This window comes from Rhizobium album, from assembly GCF_003122325.1.
Lineage (GTDB): Bacteria > Pseudomonadota > Alphaproteobacteria > Rhizobiales > Rhizobiaceae > Metarhizobium > Metarhizobium album.
Window position 1 is genome coordinate 159,865 of record NZ_QFBC01000012.1, and the last position, 16,267, is coordinate 176,131.

At 63.6% G+C, this 16,267-nt stretch carries 16 protein-coding genes; 5 read left to right on the top strand and 11 right to left on the bottom strand.

The genetic code is table 11. The features are described from left to right. Positions 1–78: 78 nt before the first annotated feature. Complete coding sequence (locus DEM27_RS22740) at positions 79–705, top strand: TetR/AcrR family transcriptional regulator (RefSeq protein WP_165823539.1); 627 nt, start codon at positions 79–81, stop codon at positions 703–705. Between the two features lie 33 nt (positions 706–738). On the opposite strand, the gene DEM27_RS22745 is transcribed toward DEM27_RS22740, so the two are convergent. The 7 genes from DEM27_RS22745 to DEM27_RS22775 all read right to left on the bottom strand — a co-directional run bounded on the left by DEM27_RS22745 (position 739) and on the right by DEM27_RS22775 (position 8,049). Next, complete coding sequence (locus DEM27_RS22745) at positions 739–1,488, bottom strand: SDR family oxidoreductase (RefSeq protein WP_109460524.1); 750 nt, start codon at positions 1,486–1,488, stop codon at positions 739–741. A 145-nt stretch (positions 1,489–1,633) separates the two neighbouring features. After that, positions 1,634–2,269, bottom strand: coding sequence for a dihydroxyacetone kinase family protein (locus DEM27_RS22750; protein WP_109460525.1), 636 nt, complete (start codon positions 2,267–2,269; stop codon positions 1,634–1,636). A gap of 11 nt (positions 2,270–2,280) precedes the next feature. Next, positions 2,281–3,282, bottom strand: coding sequence for a dihydroxyacetone kinase subunit DhaK (locus DEM27_RS22755; protein WP_109460526.1), 1,002 nt, complete (start codon positions 3,280–3,282; stop codon positions 2,281–2,283). Between the two features lie 23 nt (positions 3,283–3,305). Further along, complete coding sequence (locus tag DEM27_RS22760) at positions 3,306–4,340, bottom strand: ABC transporter permease (RefSeq protein ID WP_109460527.1); 1,035 nt, start codon at positions 4,338–4,340, stop codon at positions 3,306–3,308. Continuing rightward, positions 4,337–5,911: a sugar ABC transporter ATP-binding protein gene (locus DEM27_RS22765; RefSeq protein WP_245446046.1), complete on the bottom strand. Its 1,575-nt coding sequence runs from the start codon at positions 5,909–5,911 to the stop codon at positions 4,337–4,339. The genes DEM27_RS22760 and DEM27_RS22765 overlap by 4 nt, the downstream gene beginning before the upstream one ends. Positions 5,912–5,980: 69 nt before the next feature. After that, positions 5,981–6,991 carry a substrate-binding domain-containing protein gene (locus tag DEM27_RS22770; RefSeq protein ID WP_109460528.1) on the bottom strand — a complete coding sequence of 337 codons (1,011 nt, stop codon included), beginning with the start codon at positions 6,989–6,991 and terminating at the stop codon, positions 5,981–5,983. 32 nt (positions 6,992–7,023) lie between these two features. Further along, positions 7,024–8,049, bottom strand: a complete 1,026-nt coding sequence (locus DEM27_RS22775) for an ABC transporter permease (RefSeq protein WP_109460529.1) — start codon at positions 8,047–8,049, stop codon at positions 7,024–7,026. Between the two features lie 203 nt (positions 8,050–8,252). Here DEM27_RS22775 and DEM27_RS22780 point away from each other — a divergent pair, with 203 nt between their 5' ends. Further along, positions 8,253–9,347 carry a LacI family DNA-binding transcriptional regulator gene (locus DEM27_RS22780; protein ID WP_109460530.1) on the top strand — a complete coding sequence of 365 codons (1,095 nt, stop codon included), beginning with the start codon at positions 8,253–8,255 and terminating at the stop codon, positions 9,345–9,347. A gap of 105 nt (positions 9,348–9,452) precedes the next feature. Next, the gene (locus tag DEM27_RS22785) at positions 9,453–10,514 is read left to right on the top strand and encodes an aldo/keto reductase (RefSeq protein WP_109460531.1); all 1,062 of its coding nucleotides are present in this window, start codon (positions 9,453–9,455) and stop codon (positions 10,512–10,514) included. Positions 10,515–10,564: 50 nt separating this feature from the next. On the opposite strand, the gene otnC is transcribed toward DEM27_RS22785, so the two are convergent. From otnC to DEM27_RS22800, 3 genes are read right to left on the bottom strand one after another with little or no spacing between them, the layout of a single operon-like run. After that, positions 10,565–11,206 (bottom strand): 3-oxo-tetronate 4-phosphate decarboxylase, encoded by a 642-nt coding sequence (gene otnC / locus DEM27_RS22790; RefSeq protein WP_109460532.1) that lies wholly within the window; start codon positions 11,204–11,206, stop codon positions 10,565–10,567. Further along, positions 11,203–12,468, bottom strand: a complete 1,266-nt coding sequence (otnK, locus tag DEM27_RS22795) for a 3-oxo-tetronate kinase (RefSeq protein WP_109460533.1) — start codon at positions 12,466–12,468, stop codon at positions 11,203–11,205. The genes otnC and otnK overlap by 4 nt, the downstream gene beginning before the upstream one ends. 22 nt (positions 12,469–12,490) lie before the next feature. Beyond that, positions 12,491–13,492: a LacI family DNA-binding transcriptional regulator gene (locus tag DEM27_RS22800; RefSeq protein ID WP_109460534.1), complete on the bottom strand. Its 1,002-nt coding sequence runs from the start codon at positions 13,490–13,492 to the stop codon at positions 12,491–12,493. A gap of 146 nt (positions 13,493–13,638) precedes the next feature. On the opposite strand from DEM27_RS22800, the gene ltnD reads away from it, so the two are divergent. Next, complete coding sequence (gene ltnD, locus DEM27_RS22805; RefSeq protein WP_109460535.1) at positions 13,639–14,556, top strand: L-threonate dehydrogenase; 918 nt, start codon at positions 13,639–13,641, stop codon at positions 14,554–14,556. A gap of 1 nt (position 14,557) precedes the next feature. Next, complete coding sequence (gene otnI, locus DEM27_RS22810; RefSeq protein WP_109460536.1) at positions 14,558–15,325, top strand: 2-oxo-tetronate isomerase; 768 nt, start codon at positions 14,558–14,560, stop codon at positions 15,323–15,325. Between the two features lie 125 nt (positions 15,326–15,450). On the opposite strand, the gene DEM27_RS22815 is transcribed toward otnI, so the two are convergent. Beyond that, positions 15,451–16,266, bottom strand: coding sequence for an HpcH/HpaI aldolase family protein (locus DEM27_RS22815; protein ID WP_109460537.1), 816 nt, complete (start codon positions 16,264–16,266; stop codon positions 15,451–15,453). Between the last annotated feature and the right edge of the window lies 1 nt (position 16,267).

Below are 16,267 nucleotides of genomic sequence, written 5' to 3' on the forward strand. Positions count from 1 at the left end.
TTGAATTGCGTTATCTCAAGGTTCGAAACGGGCTTTGGCCCGATAGGTATGCATCGGGAAGAGTGGCGAGGTGGGACGTTGGTACGTTTGAAGAGCGAGGCCGTCAGGGAAGCGATCCTGGCTTCGGCGGCGACGGAAATTTCGGCCAACGGTTATCTCGACACGACCATCGGACGGATTGCCAAGGGCGCGGGCATCGCGCCGTCGAACGTCTATGTCTATTTCGAATCGAAGCTGCAGATCTATTTCACCATCTACGAACCCTGGTTCCGGGAACAGTTCGTGCTGCTGGAACGGGTGGTGAAGAGACAATCAAGCCGGCAGGAAAAGGTTGGCGCGCTGGTGCGCGGCATCCTGCGCGATATCGCTGACGACAAGACCGGTTACACCGCCGCCCTGATGGAAGCACTGGCGGCGGTGAAACCGAAAGACAAGTATCAGCCCGACCTTTTGACCTGGGCGGAAGAAAAGATCGAGGACATGGTGGTTCGGTCAGTCGGCGGTTACCATCATGGTCACCCCACCCTCAAGGCCTTTGCACATCTGATGATGCTCACCTTCGACGGCAGCGCGCTGCGGGCCAAGATCCTGCGCGCCAACGCGCAGGAGGACAAGACGATGGAGGCGGTCGAGGCGATGCTGATGCAGATCATCATGGTCCCGGAGGGCGATTTGGCGGACCGTAAAGCCGTATCCGCCGGTTGAAGCTGCAGCAAAAGTTTGACCGCCATCCGCCGGTTATTTGACGGCCGCGTTGCCGCCATCGGCAAACAGCGCCGATCCGGCGACAAAGCTCGACATCGGGCTTGCGAGAAACAGCGCCGCCCTGGCGATCTCGTCGGGATGGGCAATTCGTTTCATGGCGTGCAGCCCGGCCGCCCATTGCTTCTGGGCTTCGTCACCGGCCATGGCCGTATCCGTTCCGCCGGGCAGAAGCGCATTGGCCCGGATACCTTGGGCGGCGTAGTCGGCGGTGATGCCTTTCACCAAGCCCATCAGTCCCGCTTTCGCGGCAGCGTAGACCGCCATGCCGGGAAGCCCGACACTGGTTCCGACAAAACTCGACGTGAAGATGATTGTGCCGTTGCCACGTTTGAGCATGGCAGGGATCTGGCATCGACTTCCGAGAAATGCAGAGGTCAAGGTCGTCGCAAGCGTTTCCTGCCACTCCGAGACGGCAACATCCGCAAGCGGTTTGATCGGGCCGATGGTCGCGGCATTGTTGAACGCGATATCGAGGCCGCCGAACGATGACACGGCATCGGCCACCAGTTCCTCGTGGGTTTCCGGCAGGCTGGCATCCCCGACGACGATGCGAACTCTGCCGCCCGCGGCCCGGATCTCTTCGGATACCGTTTCCAGGGCCGCTTTGCCCCTGGCATTCAAGACGACTGCTGCGCCTTCGGCACTGAACAGCAGGGCGGCAGCACGGCCGATCCCTGACGATGCGCCGGTGATGATGGCGACCTTATTCTCTAACATTCCCATGAAAAACCTCCTGATTGGGGAGGCGCAGACATAGGGGATGGCAAATCGGCTCAGCCACCCGTTTCCTGCGGCAGGGATCTTTTTGCCGGCAATCTGGGGTCGCTGCAGCAAAGCCGTGACCCCGAACCTGTGCCGGCCACCGTTTTCAGGCAGCAAAATCCCGCATGGCGCGGATGATGAACACGCCGACGGTGGCGCCGGCATCCTGCAGGCCGACCGTCTTTTCCTGGAAGGCGGCGGCCTTGCCGTGCTGGGCGACGAGGGATTTCGTCGCTTCGAGCGCGTCCTCCGCAGCGGTCGTCGCCAGCGCCAGGGCTTCACCGAGAGATTTGCCGGAAGCGGCGGCCTCCTCGAGCGATCGGGCGATCGGGTCGAGCACGTCGAGAAGCGTCTTGTCGCCGACCTTGGCCTTGCCGCGTTCGGCAACGCCGTCGCGGAAGGCCGTCCAGAATTTCGCCGCCTCGGCGGTTCCGATCCCGTCAGCCGTTTCGAGCGCCTTGCTGGCGCGCAAAAAACCGGTGGCGGTCAGCGTGCCCATGGTTGAGGGCGCCGTGCGGGCCATGGTGGCACCGGCGGTGCGCAACAGCTTGGCGATACCGGCCGCTTCGCCTTCGGCCGTTACCGCTTCGGCGGCGGCGGCGAAGGATTTGCTCATGGTGATGCCGAGGTCGCTGTCGCCCACCTTGCCGTCGAGCGAGATCAGGAACTCGCGCTCTTCGGCAAACAGCGTCTTCCAAGCCTCGAACAGCCGGATCAGATCGGAAGCGGTGATGGTGTTCATGGCCTAAAACCTCACGCGGGGATGTGCTTGAAGAAGGGCGTGTTGCCCGCGGCACCGATCAGGCGATCCAGCTCCGCATCGAGATGCAGGATGGAGATCGACGCGCCGGCCATTTCCATCGAGGTAGCGAATTCGCCGATCCAGACATGCCTGGTCTTGACACCGCGCTCTTCCAGCAGCAGCGAAACGCGGCGGAAGAGGATGTAGAGTTCTTCCAGCGGCGTGCCGCCGAGGCCGTTGATGAGCACGGCCACCTCGTCGCCAGACTTATAGTCCTGCTCGGCGAAGATGCGGTCCATCATTTCGTCGACGACGGCATCGGCGGGTGCCAGCTTCTTGCGGCTGATGCCGGGTTCGCCATGGATGCCCATGCCGATTTCCATCTCGTCCTCGCCGATGCTGAAAGTCGCATGGCCGATTTCCGGCACGACACAGCTCGACAGGGCAACACCCATGGTGCGGGTGCGCAGGCGGGCCTTGTCGGCCAGCCGCGTCACCTCGTCGAGCGATGCACCTTCGGCAGCAGCGGCACCGGCTGCCTTATAGACGAAGAAGATGCCGGCGACGCCGCGGCGCTTGTGCTCTTCGCCGACCACCGACGAAGCGACGTCGTCGTTGCCGACGACCTGCTTGACCTGGATGCCGTCGAGATCGGCGAGTTCCGCGGCCATGTCGAAGTTGATGATGTCGCCGGTATAGTTGCCGTAAATGTACAGAACGCCGGCGCCCTGGTCGATGGCCTTGGTGACCTGGTACATCTGCTCGGCGCTCGGAGACTGGAAGACGCCGCCGACGGCGACCCCGTCGAGCATGCCGTCACCGACGTAACCCAGGAACAGCGGCAGGTGGCCGGAGCCGCCGCCGGTGGCGATGCCGACCTTGCCCGGCTTGCGGTTGGCCGCGACCATGCAGCGCTTGTCGTCGGCGACGTAGGTGACTTCCGGATGCGCCCGGTAGATGCCCTCCAGCATCTCGTTGACGAAATTGACGGGGTCGTTCAGGAATTTCTTCATGGTGTCCTCTCGAATGATTTTGTTTATTTCTTGCGCTGGCGCGTCACGAAGAAGGCGGCGGCCAGAAGGATGAAGCTGCCGACGACCAGCCGCTGCCAGGTGCTGGGAATGCCGACCATCACCAGCACGCTGTTGATCACCACGATCAAGAGCACGCCGAGGATGGTGCCGAGCACCGTGCCGGTGCCGCCGGTAATGCGCGCGCCGCCGAGCACGACCGCGGCGATGACGTTGATTTCGGTGCCGACGAGGTCGAAGGGATTGGCCTGGCGGTTGGCGCAGACGTGGATGATGCCGGCGAGCCCGGCCAGCGCCCCGGCATAACCGAACAGGAAGATGTGGATGGTCTTGAGGTTGTAGCCGAGCCGGCTGGCGATCTGCGCATTGCCGCCGACGGCGAAGATCGCCCGGCCCATCAGCGTGCGGTTGAGGATCCACCAGGTGGCGACGGCGGCAATCGGCAACACCAGGAAATAGAAGGGCAGGGTGATGACGGCGCCGTTGGCGGATTCGAACTGGAACAGCGGCATGCGGCCGAAAGCCCCCATCTGCGGCGGCAAAGACATGATCCATACCGTGCCGATGAAGGACAGGAGGAAACCGCGGAACAGGTACTGCGTGCCGATGGTGACGATCAGCGACGGCACGTTCAAGTGATGAACCAGCAGGCCGTTGATGACGCCGAGCAAGGCGCCGCCGACGATCGCCATGATCAGGATGACAGCGATCGGGATACCCGGCAGATAGCTCTGCACCAGCACGGTCAGCGAATACATGGTGAAGGCAGCGATGGCGGTGAACGACACATCGATGCCGCCGGCCGCCAGGATGATGAAGACGCCGAGCGCAAACAGGCCCATGACGACGCTGGCGCGGCCGATATCGATCAATGTCGCCGGCTGCAGGAAGGCGGGATTGGCGACGGCGACGGCGACGCAGATGGCCACCAGCAGGAAGAAGGTGATCGATTCCGGCCGGCGGCGGATGAACTCACCGAGGCTGAAGCTTTGCGGCCGGGCCGCATCTTCCTTGAGCTGTTCGATCCGGGAAGCATTCATTGGGCGTGTTCCTTCCTGGACGACAGCATGGCCTTGTAGAGCTGTTCTTCGCTGGCTTCGGCCGCGTCGAGTTGGGCGACGATGCCGCCGGCATTCATGACAAGAATACGGTCGGCGTTCTGCAGCAGTTCCGGCAGGTCGTCGCTGACGATGATCAGCCCCATACCGGCTTCGGCCAGCGCCTGGATGGCGCGGTAGATGGTATCCTTGGAGCCGACGTCGACGCCGACGGTCGGGCCGTGCAGCACGAGAAGTTTCGGGCCGATGCTCAGCCAGCGGCCGATCAGCACGCGCTGCTGGTTGCCGCCGGAGAGCGAGCCGACCGGCAGGTCGAGATCCTTGGTATTGAGCCGCATCTCTTCGGAAAGGCGGGCGGCGATGGCCCGGCCCTGCTTCTTGTCGACGACGCCGAGCGCATTGCTGAGGCGGGTAAGGATCAGGGCGATCTCGTTTTCGAAGATCGATTTGTCGAGGAACAGGCCTTCTGCCAGCCGGTCTTCCGGAACGTAACCGATGCCCATGGCGATGGCGTCGGCGGGGCGGCGCACCGTGACCGGCCGGCCTTGCAGCGCGATGCTGCCTGACGTCGCCGGCGCCACGCCGGTGAGCGCCATGGCCAGTTCGTTGCGGCCGGAATCGGCAAGACCGGTGATCCCGAGGATTTCGCCCTGGCGCAGGCTAAAGCCGAGATCGCTGAAACCGGGGGCGGAGAGATGTTCGACCCGCAAGAGCTCGCCGTCGCCGGGCTTGCCGTGGCGGTAGCGTTCGGCATCGATCGGCCGGCCGGTCATCAGTTCGGACAATTGCTTCTTGCTGTAGTCCTCCAGCGGACCCTGGGCGACGCACTGGCCGTCGCGGAAGACGATGGCGTGACCGCCGATGCGGTAACATTCGTCCAGCTTGTGGGTGACGAACAGCACCGCGACGTTTTCCGAGCGCAGCCGTTCGACGACGCGGATCAGGTTGTCGACCTCGCGGCGCGTCAGCGAGGTGGTCGGCTCGTCCATGATGACGAGTTTGGCGCGGGTGGCGATGGCGCGGGCGATGGCCACCAGCTGGCGGGCGGCGAGCGGCAGATCGGAGACGACGGTGTTGAGAAAGGCGCGGTCGGTGGGCAGGCCGACGGTCGAGAGCGCCCGTTCGGCGGTCTGCCGCAGGCGGCTGCGGTCGAACAGCCGGGCAAGCCGGCCATGGGCGCCGACGAGCTGTTCGCTGAGCGCGACGTTTTCCGCCACCGTCAGGTTGGGAATGAGCGACAGGTCCTGGTAGACGGTCTCGATGCCCGCGCCGAGCGACTGGATCGGATCGAGCGCCGTGTAGCTGCGGCCGTCGAGGATGATTTCGCCCTCGCTCGGCGCGATCGCCCCGGACATGATCTTGATGACGGTGCTCTTGCCGCAGCCGTTTTCACCAAGCAGGTGGTATGCTTCACCAAGGTTCAGTGCGAGATCGATGCCGCGCAGGGCATGGACGCCGCCGAACCACTTCTGGATGTTTCGCAATTCCAGGAAGCGCTCCGAAGCCGGAGCGTTTTTCGTCATTGCCGACACGTTGAATTCCTCTATCGCCATGCTGTGCCCGCTATCGGCGGGCTTTCGACGGCCGGGACCTTTCGGCTCCGGCCGCCTTCGAAACAGCGATTAGAACATGTGGTCCTTGTAGGTGGACTTGTCGGCCAGAACCATGCCGTTGCCGATGACCAGCACGCCGTCGCCGGCACCCTTCTTGATCGAGACCTTGTTGTAGCCTTCGACGCCGAGATCCATGCCGTCGGTCAGTTCCTTCTTCTCGACCAGCAGCTTGGCGACGGCGTTCATCGCCATGCCGGCCTTTTGCGGATCCCAGAAGCCGATGGCGGTGATCGCGCCGGATTCCAGCAGGTCGGCAGAGGGGTTCGGCAGGCCGGTGCCGACGAGGCATACCTTGCCGCTCAGGCCGGCTTCGTCGATGGCGCGGCCGACGCCGAGAACGTCGTTACCGGCAGAGGTCTGGAAACCCTTGATGTCGGGGTGCTTGCGCAGCACTTCCTTGGCTTTTTCATAGGTCGCATTGGCATCGTCGAAGGATTCGTTGTTCGGATCGACGAGCTGCATGTCGGCATACTTCTTGGCGTTTTCTTCGCCGGCGCCGACCCACTGCATGTGCGTGCGGCTGCCGAGCGAACCGACGAAGGTCGTCCACTTGCCGGCCTTGCCCATGCATTCGGCTAGGCGCTCGTTGAGGGCTGCACCATATTCGGCGTTGTCGAAGGCTTCGACGTCGGCCTGGGTGTTCATCTGGTTGTCGGCCTCATGGGTGACGACGACGATGCCGCGTTCCATGGCGCGCTTGAAGGCGCCTTCGAGGACAGCCGGGTCCATCGGCACGACGGCGAGCGCGTTGACGCCCTTGGCAATCAGGTCCTGGACAATCTGCAGCTGCTGGGCGGAATCGGCGGTTGCCGGGCCGCTCTGGCTGGCCTGCACGTCCGGATTGGCCTGCTGGAAGGCCTCGACGCCGGTGTTCATGCGGTCGAACCACGGAATACCGCTGATCTTGACGACGGTGGCGATGACGGGCTTTTCCTGCGCGACAAGCGTGGTCGCGGTGCCGGCCAGCATGGCGGTTGCAATGAATGTTCCCGCGAGCATCTTTTTGGTTTTAGCTTTCATGGTCTCCTCCACAATTTAGTATCCCTCGGATTTCACGTGCCGGTGCTTGAGGGTTTGACACCGGTGTCGACCCGCCGGCGATTGCCGGGGAACACGAAGCCGACGACGTCGTAGCGTCCGACGGCAAGGAAAGTGAGCAACAGCAGGCCCCAGGCGAAATCGCGGACGAAATTCGACAGGCCGCCGAAATTGAGCAGGCTGGACATCAGCTGCAGCGCGACGGCGCTCAGCACCACGCAGACCACCCGCCCGTATCCGCCCTCCGGCTTCACCCCCGCCATGACGACGATCAGGATGGCGATCAGCAGGTAGGAGCTACCGTAATCGAACTTCACGTTGACGTTGCGGGCGGCGATGATGACGCCGGCGAGGCCCGAAAGCGTGCCGCTGATCGCATAGGTCGCCATCAGCACGCCGTTCTTCGGGAAGCCGGCATAGATCGCGGCCTTGGGATTGGTGCCCATCAGCATCAGCCACAGGCCGTAGGGGGTGTATTTCAACGCCGCCGCGATGACGGCCGCCACCACAATGAAGATCAGGAAGCTGATCGGAACGGCCAGCAGCATGTCGTTGCCGATGCGCGACAGCAGGTCCGGGCTGCCGACCATCACGGCACGCCCGCCGGACACGACGACGGCAAGCCCGGTGAAGGCCATCTGGGTGCCGAGCGTGCAGAGGATCGGCGTGATGTTGAGGCGGGCGATCAGTATGCCGTTGATCAGCCCCCCGGAGAAACCGATGGCGAGCGCCACGACGATGAAGGCAAGGCTGAACGCCAGGTCGTTTTCGCCGCTGGACAGGAACGACGAAACGATCACCGCCGACAGCACGCCGGACATATTCGCAAGCGCAATGCCCGAAAGGTCGATGCCGCCATTGCCGGCGCACATGGCCAGCATGACACCGATGGCGAGCAGGCCGATTTCCGGCAGCTGGCTGGCCATCGACTGAAGGTTGAAAATGGAAAGAAACGATCCACCGGAAATTGCCGCTCCGACGATGAGCAGCAAGATATTGATGGCAGCAAGCATGGCAAGCTGGCCGCTTGTCCTCTGCATGGTTTCCTCCTACCATGTTTAGTAAACATAAGCCCTCTTTAGTAAAAAGTTAGCAAAGCGATTTGGGTTGTGCAAGCCGGTTTTTTCAATAAATTCGATTGCGTAGGGCCTGCTTTTGCCGTAACCCATCCTTCCCGAACGGCGCGCTTGTTTACTAAACGATGCTCGTCTTTTGGCCCTTACCAGTGGTTGCTCAGGCGGCGATGAAGAAGAAAAAAGCGTTCACGATCAGGGATATTGCGGGTGTCGCCGGTGTTTCCCCGGCAACCGTTTCCCTTGTGCTGAACGGCAAGGGTGAGATCTCCGGCGAGACGCGGGCGCGCGTGCTGGAAGCGGTTTCGAACCTGAACTACATCCCGCGGGCCGCCAAGTCCGGCGTCGAGGCGGGCGATACGCTGCGCTTTCTGAAAATCGCCAAGCACGGCCATACGGTGAACCGCGATCACAGCGTGTTCATCTCCGATTACATCGACGGCATGTCGTCGGAGGCGACGCGCCGCAACTACACGCTGGAGATCGTCAGCTTCGAAGGCCAGCCGATCAGCGCCGTGGCGGAATCGCTGGCCGGCGCGCCGGTCAGCGGCGTGATCGCGCTCGGCACGGAACTGTCGAAAGCCGATATCCGCCTTATCCAGGGACTTGGCCTGCCGACGGTGTTCATCGACACCTTCTACGAGGTCATCGACGCCAATTTCGTCGACATGAACAACGAGGATGCGGTGTTCAAGGTGCTGTCGCGCTTCCGGCAGCAGGGTTTCGAGCGCATCGGCTTCGTCGCCAGCCATGTCGACACCACGAATTTCCGCCTGCGGCGCGATGCGTTTTTCAAGTATATGACGCGGCTCGGCCTGAAGGTGCGGGAAGACGACGTGATCTCGCTGGAATCGACCTATGACGGCGCCTACAGCGATGCCCGCGCGCTGCTGCAATCCGGCATCGATCTCGCCGAATGTTATTTCTGCACCAACGACATCATCGCCTACGGCTTCATCCGGGCGCTGAAGGAGTTCGGGGTGCGCATCCCGGAAGACGTTTCGGTGATCGGCTTCGACAACCTGCCGCAAAGCGCCACCATGGAGCCGGCGCTGACGACGATCGAGGTTTCGAAGCGCAAGATCGGTTATCTCGCCGTCACCGTGCTCGACGATCTCATCAATGCGTCCGAAACCCAGCCCGCCGTCAAGATCCTGGTCGGCGCGGACCTGGTCATCCGGGCGAGCGATCTGGCCCATGAGGTCCAGGCGCCGGCCAGACCGGCAAAAGCGCCCGCAAGGCGCGCCAAACTGCCTGCGGGCTGAGCCTCATCGCCCGGCCGCAGGGCCTGCAATGTTCGAAATGCGTATCTGGACGACGCCCCTGGCGCCGGCCACGAGAAACTATTTCTTTTGTTTGGGAGAGAGACGATGGAATACAGAACGCTTGGCCGCTCGGGCCTCAAAGTTTCCGCTATCGCCATGGGTACGTTTTCCTTTGGCGGCGTCGGCGCCTTCGGGCGGGTGGCGAACCAGGATGTCGGCGATGCCCGCCGGCTGATCGACACCTGCATCGACGGCGGCGTCAACCTCTTCGACACCGCCAACATGTATTCCCTCGGCCGCTCGGAGGAAATTCTGGGCGAGGCGTTGCAGGGCAGGCGCGACAAGGTGCTAATCTCGTCGAAGGCGCGCATGCGCATCGGCGACGGCCCCAATGACGAGGGCGTGTCCCGCTACCACCTGATCCGTGAATGCGAGCGAAGCCTGGAGCGGCTGAAGACCGATCACATCGACATCTATTTCATGCATGAATGGGATGGCCTGACGCCGCTCGACGAAATGCTCTCTGCGCTGGACACGCTGATGCGGCAGGGCAAGATCCGCTATATCGGCTGCTCGAACTATTCCGGCTGGCACATCATGAAGGCGCTCGGCGTCGCCGAGGCCCGCAACCTGCCGCGCTTCGTCACCCAGCAGATCCATTATACGCTGGAAGCGCGGGAGGCCGAATACGAGCTGCTGCCCGTCTCCGTCGATCAGGGACTGGGTGTCATGGTCTGGAGCCCGCTGGCCGCAGGCCTGCTGACCGGCGACATCCGGCGCGACAAGGTGCCGGCCGATTCCCGCCAGGCCAAGGGCTGGACCGAGCCGCCGATCCGCGATCAGGAGCGTCTGTGGCGCATCATCGATGTGCTTGACGAAATTGCAGCCGCACGCGGCGTCAAGCCGGCGCAGGTGGCGCTCGCCTGGACGCTGTCGCGCCCTGCCGTTGCATCGCTGGTCGTCGGCGGCCTCACCGAGCAGCATTTCAAGGACAATATCGCTGCCGTCGATCTCAAGCTTGCGGCCGAAGAACTGGAAAAGCTGAACCTCGCCAGCCGTCCCGCCTATATCTATCCCTACTGGCACCAGCACAATTTCGCCCGCGACCGGTTCTCGGCCGGCGACTGGGCCTTGCATGCCAGCTACGAGGACCTTGGCGCCGTCTGATCGGCGCAAGCCGGCGCCGCCCAGGCGGCACCGGCAATCGACGCTTCCCGTCAGCGGCCCTTCAACGCGTCGCGCTGTTCGGCCGTCAGCGGCCGGATGCGTTCGCCGCGCAGCATCAGGAAGAGTTTGGCGGTTTCCTCCAGTTCTTCGGTGGCATATTGCGCTTCGCGCAGCGAGGCGCCGGCCACCACCGGGCCGTGATTGGCGAGCAGCACCGCATGGGCGTCTCGCGCCTTCTCGGCGACTGCGTTTGCCAGCGTCTCGTCGCCGGGCGGGTAATAGGCAACCAGCGGCAGCCGGCCGACGCGCATGGCGTAATAGGCCGTCAGCGGCGGCAGCAGGTCCTCCTGGTCGAGGCCGTCGATGATGCTGACGGCGACGGCGTGGGTCGAGTGCAGGTGGACGACGGCGCCTGCCCCTTTCCGCTCGCAATACATGCATTGATGCAGGAAGGCTTCCTTGGTCGGCTTGTCGCCGCCGATATGCACGCCCTCGGCGGAAAATTTCGACAGGCGTGCCGGGTCGAGGCTGCCGAGCGAGGCGTTGGTCGGCGTCATCAGCAATTCGCCGCTGGAAAGCCGGGCGCTGATATTGCCCGTCGATCCGAACGTGAACAGCCGGTCGAACAGCGATTTGCCGACGGCGACGATATCGTCGCGCAAGCGGGTTTCTTCGGAGATGATTGCGGTCATTGCAGGAGGTCACAGGCTTTGGAGAAAAAGTCGACGCTGCCGAAATTGCCGGATTTCAGGGCAAGCGCCACGGGTGTCCGGTCGCCGAGGCTGACGGTCCAGGGCACGCCCGGATCGATTTCCGGGCCGATGAGCAGGGCGGAAACACCGAGCGCCTCGACCACCGCACCGGAGGTCTCGCCGCCGGCGACAAGGAATCGCGAAAAACCCCGGGCTTGCAGGGCGGCGGCGACCGCGGCGAGAAAATGCTCGACGATTTCGCCGGCACGATTGCGGCCAAGCTTTTCCTGCGCCACGCGAACGGTGTCAGGGTCGGCGCTCGAATAGATCAGCGGCACCTTCTGCCGTTCCGCGGCCGCCCAGTCTATCACCGTATCCGGCGCCAGTTCCCCGGCGTCTATGGCCAGTGGATCGACGCGAAACGCCGGCACGCCCGCGCCGATCGCATGCTCGATCTGCCCGCGGGTGGCTTTCGAGCATGATCCTGCAAGCATGATTGCGCGTCCTTCGGGCGCCTGGAAAGCAGTGGTCTCGCCCTTGGGGCCGAGTTCGCGGCGCCGGCGAAAATTTTCGGGCAGGCCGATGGCGATGCCCGAGCCGCCGGTGATCAGCCTGAGGCCGGAGACAGCCAGGCCGATGCTGCGCAGGTCGTCGTCGGAGATGGCGTCGACGACCAGAACCTGCTTGCCGGCGGCCTTGGCCGTCTCGATCGCGGCAAGGATTGCCGCGCTGCCGGCCGCCACCGTTTCGCGGGGGACCAGCCCGACGGGCAGTTGCGTCTGCGCCTGCATCAGCCGCACCAGGCTGGCGTCGGTCATCGGCGTCAGCGGATGGTCCTTCATCGGGCTTTCCGAGAGGAGCAGGTCACCGACGAACAGATAACCGCGATAGACCGTCCGCCCGTTGGTGGGGAAGGCGGGACAAACGATGGTGATGTCGTCTTTCAAGGCCGCAAGCAGCGCCTCCGTCACCGGACCGATATTGCCCTCGGCGGTGGAATCGAAGGTCGAGCAATATTTGAAGACGATTTGCCGCGCGCCGGTTTCCTGCAGCCGGGCCAGCGCCTGGAGGGATTGCTCGACGGCTTGTTCGGCCGGAATGGTGCGCGATTTCAAGGCCACCACCACGGCATCCGCACCGCCGAAATCGAATCCGGCCGGCGGTACGCCGACCACCTGCACCGTTTTCATGCCTTCACGCGATAGCGTCAGCGCCAGGTCGGTCGCTCCCGTGAGATCGTCGGCTATTGCTCCGAGAAGCATGGTTCGTCTCCTGTCTTGTCCATCAGGCGGTGGCGCCTTCGATGATGTCGAAACCCGTATCGATGATGTGCGGTTCGACCGCTCGTTCACTCGCCTGCAGCAAGGTCTCCGCCGCCGTCTTGCCGATGAGGAAGCGGTTGGACCGGATCGTCGAAAGCGGCTTTGGCAGCGCCTGGCCGATTTCCAGCCCGTTGAAGCCGAACAGCGCCAGCTGCGCCGGCACGTCGATGCCATCGCCCAGGCAGTGCATGAAGCCGCCGACGGCCATGTCGTCGTTGGAAAACACGACCGCATCGACATCGCCAGCCTGCTGCTGGAGCCTGCCAAGCGTGTCTCGTCCGGCAAGCGTCGAGCTTGGCCCGTTGAAGCGCAGTTCAGCGGCAACCGCAAGGCCTGCCTGCTGCAAGCCATCGCAAAGGCCCTCGTAGCGAAAGAAGGCGCGCCGGTCGGCGGTCCAGTCGTGGCCGACATAGGCGATGCGGCGATAACCGCGGCGAACCAGGTGTTCCGCCGCCGCCCTGCCGGCCTTGCGATGCGAAAAACCGACGGCGAGGTCGATCGGCCGGTTGTCGATATCCATCAGTTCGGCGACGCGGATGCGGTTGCTTTGCAGCATGCGGCGGCTCTCATCCGTGTGCTCGAAGCCGGCGGTAATGATTGCCGCCGGTTGCCAGGCGAGCATCGAGGCGAGGATCTTCTGCTCCTGCCGGAGATCGTAGTCGGTGACGCCGATCATCGGCTGGTAGGGCGTGGAGACCAGCGCGGCATGAATGCCGCGCAGGACCTCCGGAAACACGATGTTCGACAGCGACGGCAGCAGCACGCCGATGATCAGCGACGACGAGGAGGCCAGCGAGCCGGCCGCCCGGTTCGGCACATAACCCAGCTGGTCGATCGCAGAGGTCACCCGCCGGCGCGTCTCCTCCGCGATCGAGCCCTTGTTGCGCACGACGCGGGAAACGGTGTTCTCGCTGACGCCGGCAAGGCGCGCGACATCTGTGAGCGTTGGCGTTTCGGACGGCATCTCCGGCCCTTCCCATCGGCGTTTGCGGCTTTATCTCAGCGCTAACATATATCGCTTGATCTTGGCTAGGGGATGTGGTTGAAAATTATGTTAGCGCTGAGATAAAGCATTTCGGTCGGTAATTTCCAATTTCGCGAGGAGACTTCATGTCCGTTGATCCATCCGACGTTGCCGTTGTCGGGCTCGGTTCCATGGGGCTCGGCATGGCCCGTTCGCTGCTGCGCAACGGGTTTGCCGTGCGCGGTTTCGATGTCGGCGCCGCCGCCCTGCAGGCCTTGAGCGAGGCGGGCGGCATCGCCTGCCGCAGCCCGGCGGATGCCGCCACGGGCGCTGCCATCGCCGTCGTGGTCGTGGTCAATGCGGCGCAGACGGAGACGGTGCTGTTTGGCGCCGAAGGCCTTGTCGAGGCGCTTCCCGCCGGCGCGGTGATCATCTCCTGCGCCACCATCGCGCCGCACGAGGCCAAGGAATTTGCGCGCCGGGCGGCGGAAAAGGGGTTGCTCTACATCGACGGCCCGATCAGCGGCGGTTCGGTCAAGGCCGGCAATGGCGAACTCACCTTCATGGCTTCCGGCTCCGCCGAAGCCTTTGCCGCCGCGCGGCCGGCGCTGGATGCGATGGCCGGCACGGTCTACGAACTGGGCGACAAGCCGGGCATCGGCTCGTCCTTCAAGATCGTCAACCAGTTGCTTGCCGGCGTGCACATTGCTGCGGCCTGCGAGGCCATCACCTTCGCGAAAAGCCTGGATCTCGATATTTCCCGCGTTTTCGAGGTCATTTCCAGATCGGCCGGAAACAGCTGGATGTTCGAGAACCGCATTCCGCATGTGCTGGCCGGCGATTACACGCCGCACAGCGCCGTCTCGATCTTTACCAAGGATCTCGGCATCGTTTCCGATATAGGCCGCAAGCAGAAATTTCCCCTGCCGATCGCCAGCGCCGCCCTGCAGCTGTTCATCATGACCGAGGCGGCGGGCATGGGCCGTGACGACGACAGCTCGGTGGCGCGCCTGCTGGCGAAGATTGCCGGGCTGGATCTGCCGGGCACCGGCGAGGAGAACTGACATGCCGCGTTTTGCCGCCAATCTTTCCATGATGTTCAACGAATATGATTTTCTCGACCGGTTCCAGGCGGCCGCGGATGCCGGGTTCGAGGCGGTCGAATATCTGTTTCCCTACGATCATCCGGCGGAAACCATCGCGGCCTGCCTGCGCAAGTCCGGTCTCCAGCAAGCACTGTTCAACATGCCGCCCGGCAACTGGGCCGGCGGCGACCGCGGGCTGGCCGCCCTGCCCGCACGCCGGGCGGAATTCGAGGCGGCGGTCGGCCTGGCGGTCGATTATGCCGGCATCATCGGCACGCCGTATCTGCACATGATGGCAGGCATTGCCGATGCCGGTGACGAGATCGCGGTCCGCGCCTATCGGGAGGCGCTGATATTCGCGGCCGACCGGACGGAACAGGCGGGCATCGGCCTTGTCATCGAGCCGATCAACAGGCGCGACATGCCAGGGTATTTTCTCAACGATTTCGACCAGGCGCTCGCCTTCGTCACCGGGATCGGCCGCCAGCACGTCAAGCTGCAGTTCGATATCTACCATCGCCAGATCCTCCATGGCGACGTCGTGATGGGCTTGCGGGCGATGATGCCGCATATCGGCCATATCCAGGTCGCCTCCGTGCCGAAACGCAACGAGCCGGGCACAGGCGAACTGAACGACAGGGCGATTTTTGCCGAGATCGATGCGCTGGGTTATTCCGGTTTCATCGGCTGCGAATATCGCCCCGCCGGTCGTACCGAAGAAGGGCTGGGCTGGTTGACCGAAACCTGAGCCTCGGGCAAGTCCGGCAAAGCCGGGCCAGATTGCCGATAAGGCGTAAAACGTTGCCTGCGTCATCCTTGACCTCGTGCCGAAGTCTCGGCACCTCAGATATATCCTTTATCGCCAAAGGCCTGTCAGGCGCAGGCAGATCCCCGGGACAAACCCGAGGACGGCGACAGGCCGGAAATCGCTGCCTTCGTGGCCTGGGCCCTGGCCTTCAGCATGGATTGATCCGATCCGCAGATAAAGATCGAAAAACCCAGGGCCTTGAAGCGGGCTGCCTCGTCGGCATCGGTGATAAAGATCGCCAGCCGCTTGCCTGCCGCCAGACCAATCCTGGCAATCTTCTCCACTGCATTGACCACGGCCGGCGCGCCCGTCGTTCCGGCACCCAGCGACCGCATGAGATCGGCGCGGCCGACGAACAGGGCGTCGACGCCCGGCACGGCGCAGATGGCCTCCAGGTTGTCGACGGCTTCGACATCCTCGATCTGGCACCAGACGCTGACCGCGGCATCGCTGTCTCCCATGTAATCGCCGAGCGTCATGGCGCCGTATCCGCCGGCCCGGCCCGACGCCGAAAGCCCGCGTCCGCCGGCGGCGAAACGGGCCGCGGCCACGGCTTCAATCGCCTTTTCGGCACTGGTCACATGCGGCACGACGATGCCGGCGGCACCCGCATCCAGGCAGGCGCCGATGAAGGACGGCCGCAACTCCGGAATGCGCACCAGCACGGGAAACCCGATCGGACGGGTGGGCGCCAGGATGTCGTCGATGACATCGATGCCGAACGGCGCGTGCTCGGCGTCGAGCACGACAAAATCCAGCCCGCTGCGTGCCAAAACCTCGGAGACATGCCGCGAGGGGGTTTTCTGGAAGGTGCCGGTCAAGATTTCTCCGGCAAGGCCGGCCTGCCGGAACAGTTTTAACGCCTCAAAATCGCCGGCCATG

Excerpts from the sequence above, each read along its gene's own strand:
- DEM27_RS22745 (WP_109460524.1), bottom strand. The coding sequence starts at position 1,488 with ATGGGAATGTTAGAGAATAAGGTCGCCATCATCACCGGCGCATCGTCA.
- DEM27_RS22775 (WP_109460529.1), bottom strand. The coding sequence starts at position 8,049 with ATGCAGAGGACAAGCGGCCAGCTTGCCATGCTTGCTGCCATCAATATC.
- otnC (WP_109460532.1), bottom strand. The coding sequence starts at position 11,206 with ATGACCGCAATCATCTCCGAAGAAACCCGCTTGCGCGACGATATCGTC.
- DEM27_RS22800 (WP_109460534.1), bottom strand. The coding sequence starts at position 13,492 with ATGCCGTCCGAAACGCCAACGCTCACAGATGTCGCGCGCCTTGCCGGC.
- DEM27_RS22780 (WP_109460530.1), top strand. The coding sequence starts at position 8,253 with ATGAAGAAGAAAAAAGCGTTCACGATCAGGGATATTGCGGGTGTCGCC.
- DEM27_RS22750 (WP_109460525.1), bottom strand. The coding sequence starts at position 2,269 with ATGAACACCATCACCGCTTCCGATCTGATCCGGCTGTTCGAGGCTTGG.
- DEM27_RS22785 (WP_109460531.1), top strand. The coding sequence starts at position 9,453 with ATGGAATACAGAACGCTTGGCCGCTCGGGCCTCAAAGTTTCCGCTATC.
- DEM27_RS22765 (WP_245446046.1), bottom strand. The coding sequence starts at position 5,911 with ATGGCGATAGAGGAATTCAACGTGTCGGCAATGACGAAAAACGCTCCG.
- ltnD (WP_109460535.1), top strand. The coding sequence starts at position 13,639 with ATGTCCGTTGATCCATCCGACGTTGCCGTTGTCGGGCTCGGTTCCATG.
- otnI (WP_109460536.1), top strand. The coding sequence starts at position 14,558 with ATGCCGCGTTTTGCCGCCAATCTTTCCATGATGTTCAACGAATATGAT.
- otnK (WP_109460533.1), bottom strand. The coding sequence starts at position 12,468 with ATGCTTCTCGGAGCAATAGCCGACGATCTCACGGGAGCGACCGACCTG.
- DEM27_RS22815 (WP_109460537.1), bottom strand. The coding sequence starts at position 16,266 with ATGGCCGGCGATTTTGAGGCGTTAAAACTGTTCCGGCAGGCCGGCCTT.
- DEM27_RS22760 (WP_109460527.1), bottom strand. The coding sequence starts at position 4,340 with ATGAATGCTTCCCGGATCGAACAGCTCAAGGAAGATGCGGCCCGGCCG.
- DEM27_RS22755 (WP_109460526.1), bottom strand. The coding sequence starts at position 3,282 with ATGAAGAAATTCCTGAACGACCCCGTCAATTTCGTCAACGAGATGCTG.
- DEM27_RS22770 (WP_109460528.1), bottom strand. The coding sequence starts at position 6,991 with ATGAAAGCTAAAACCAAAAAGATGCTCGCGGGAACATTCATTGCAACC.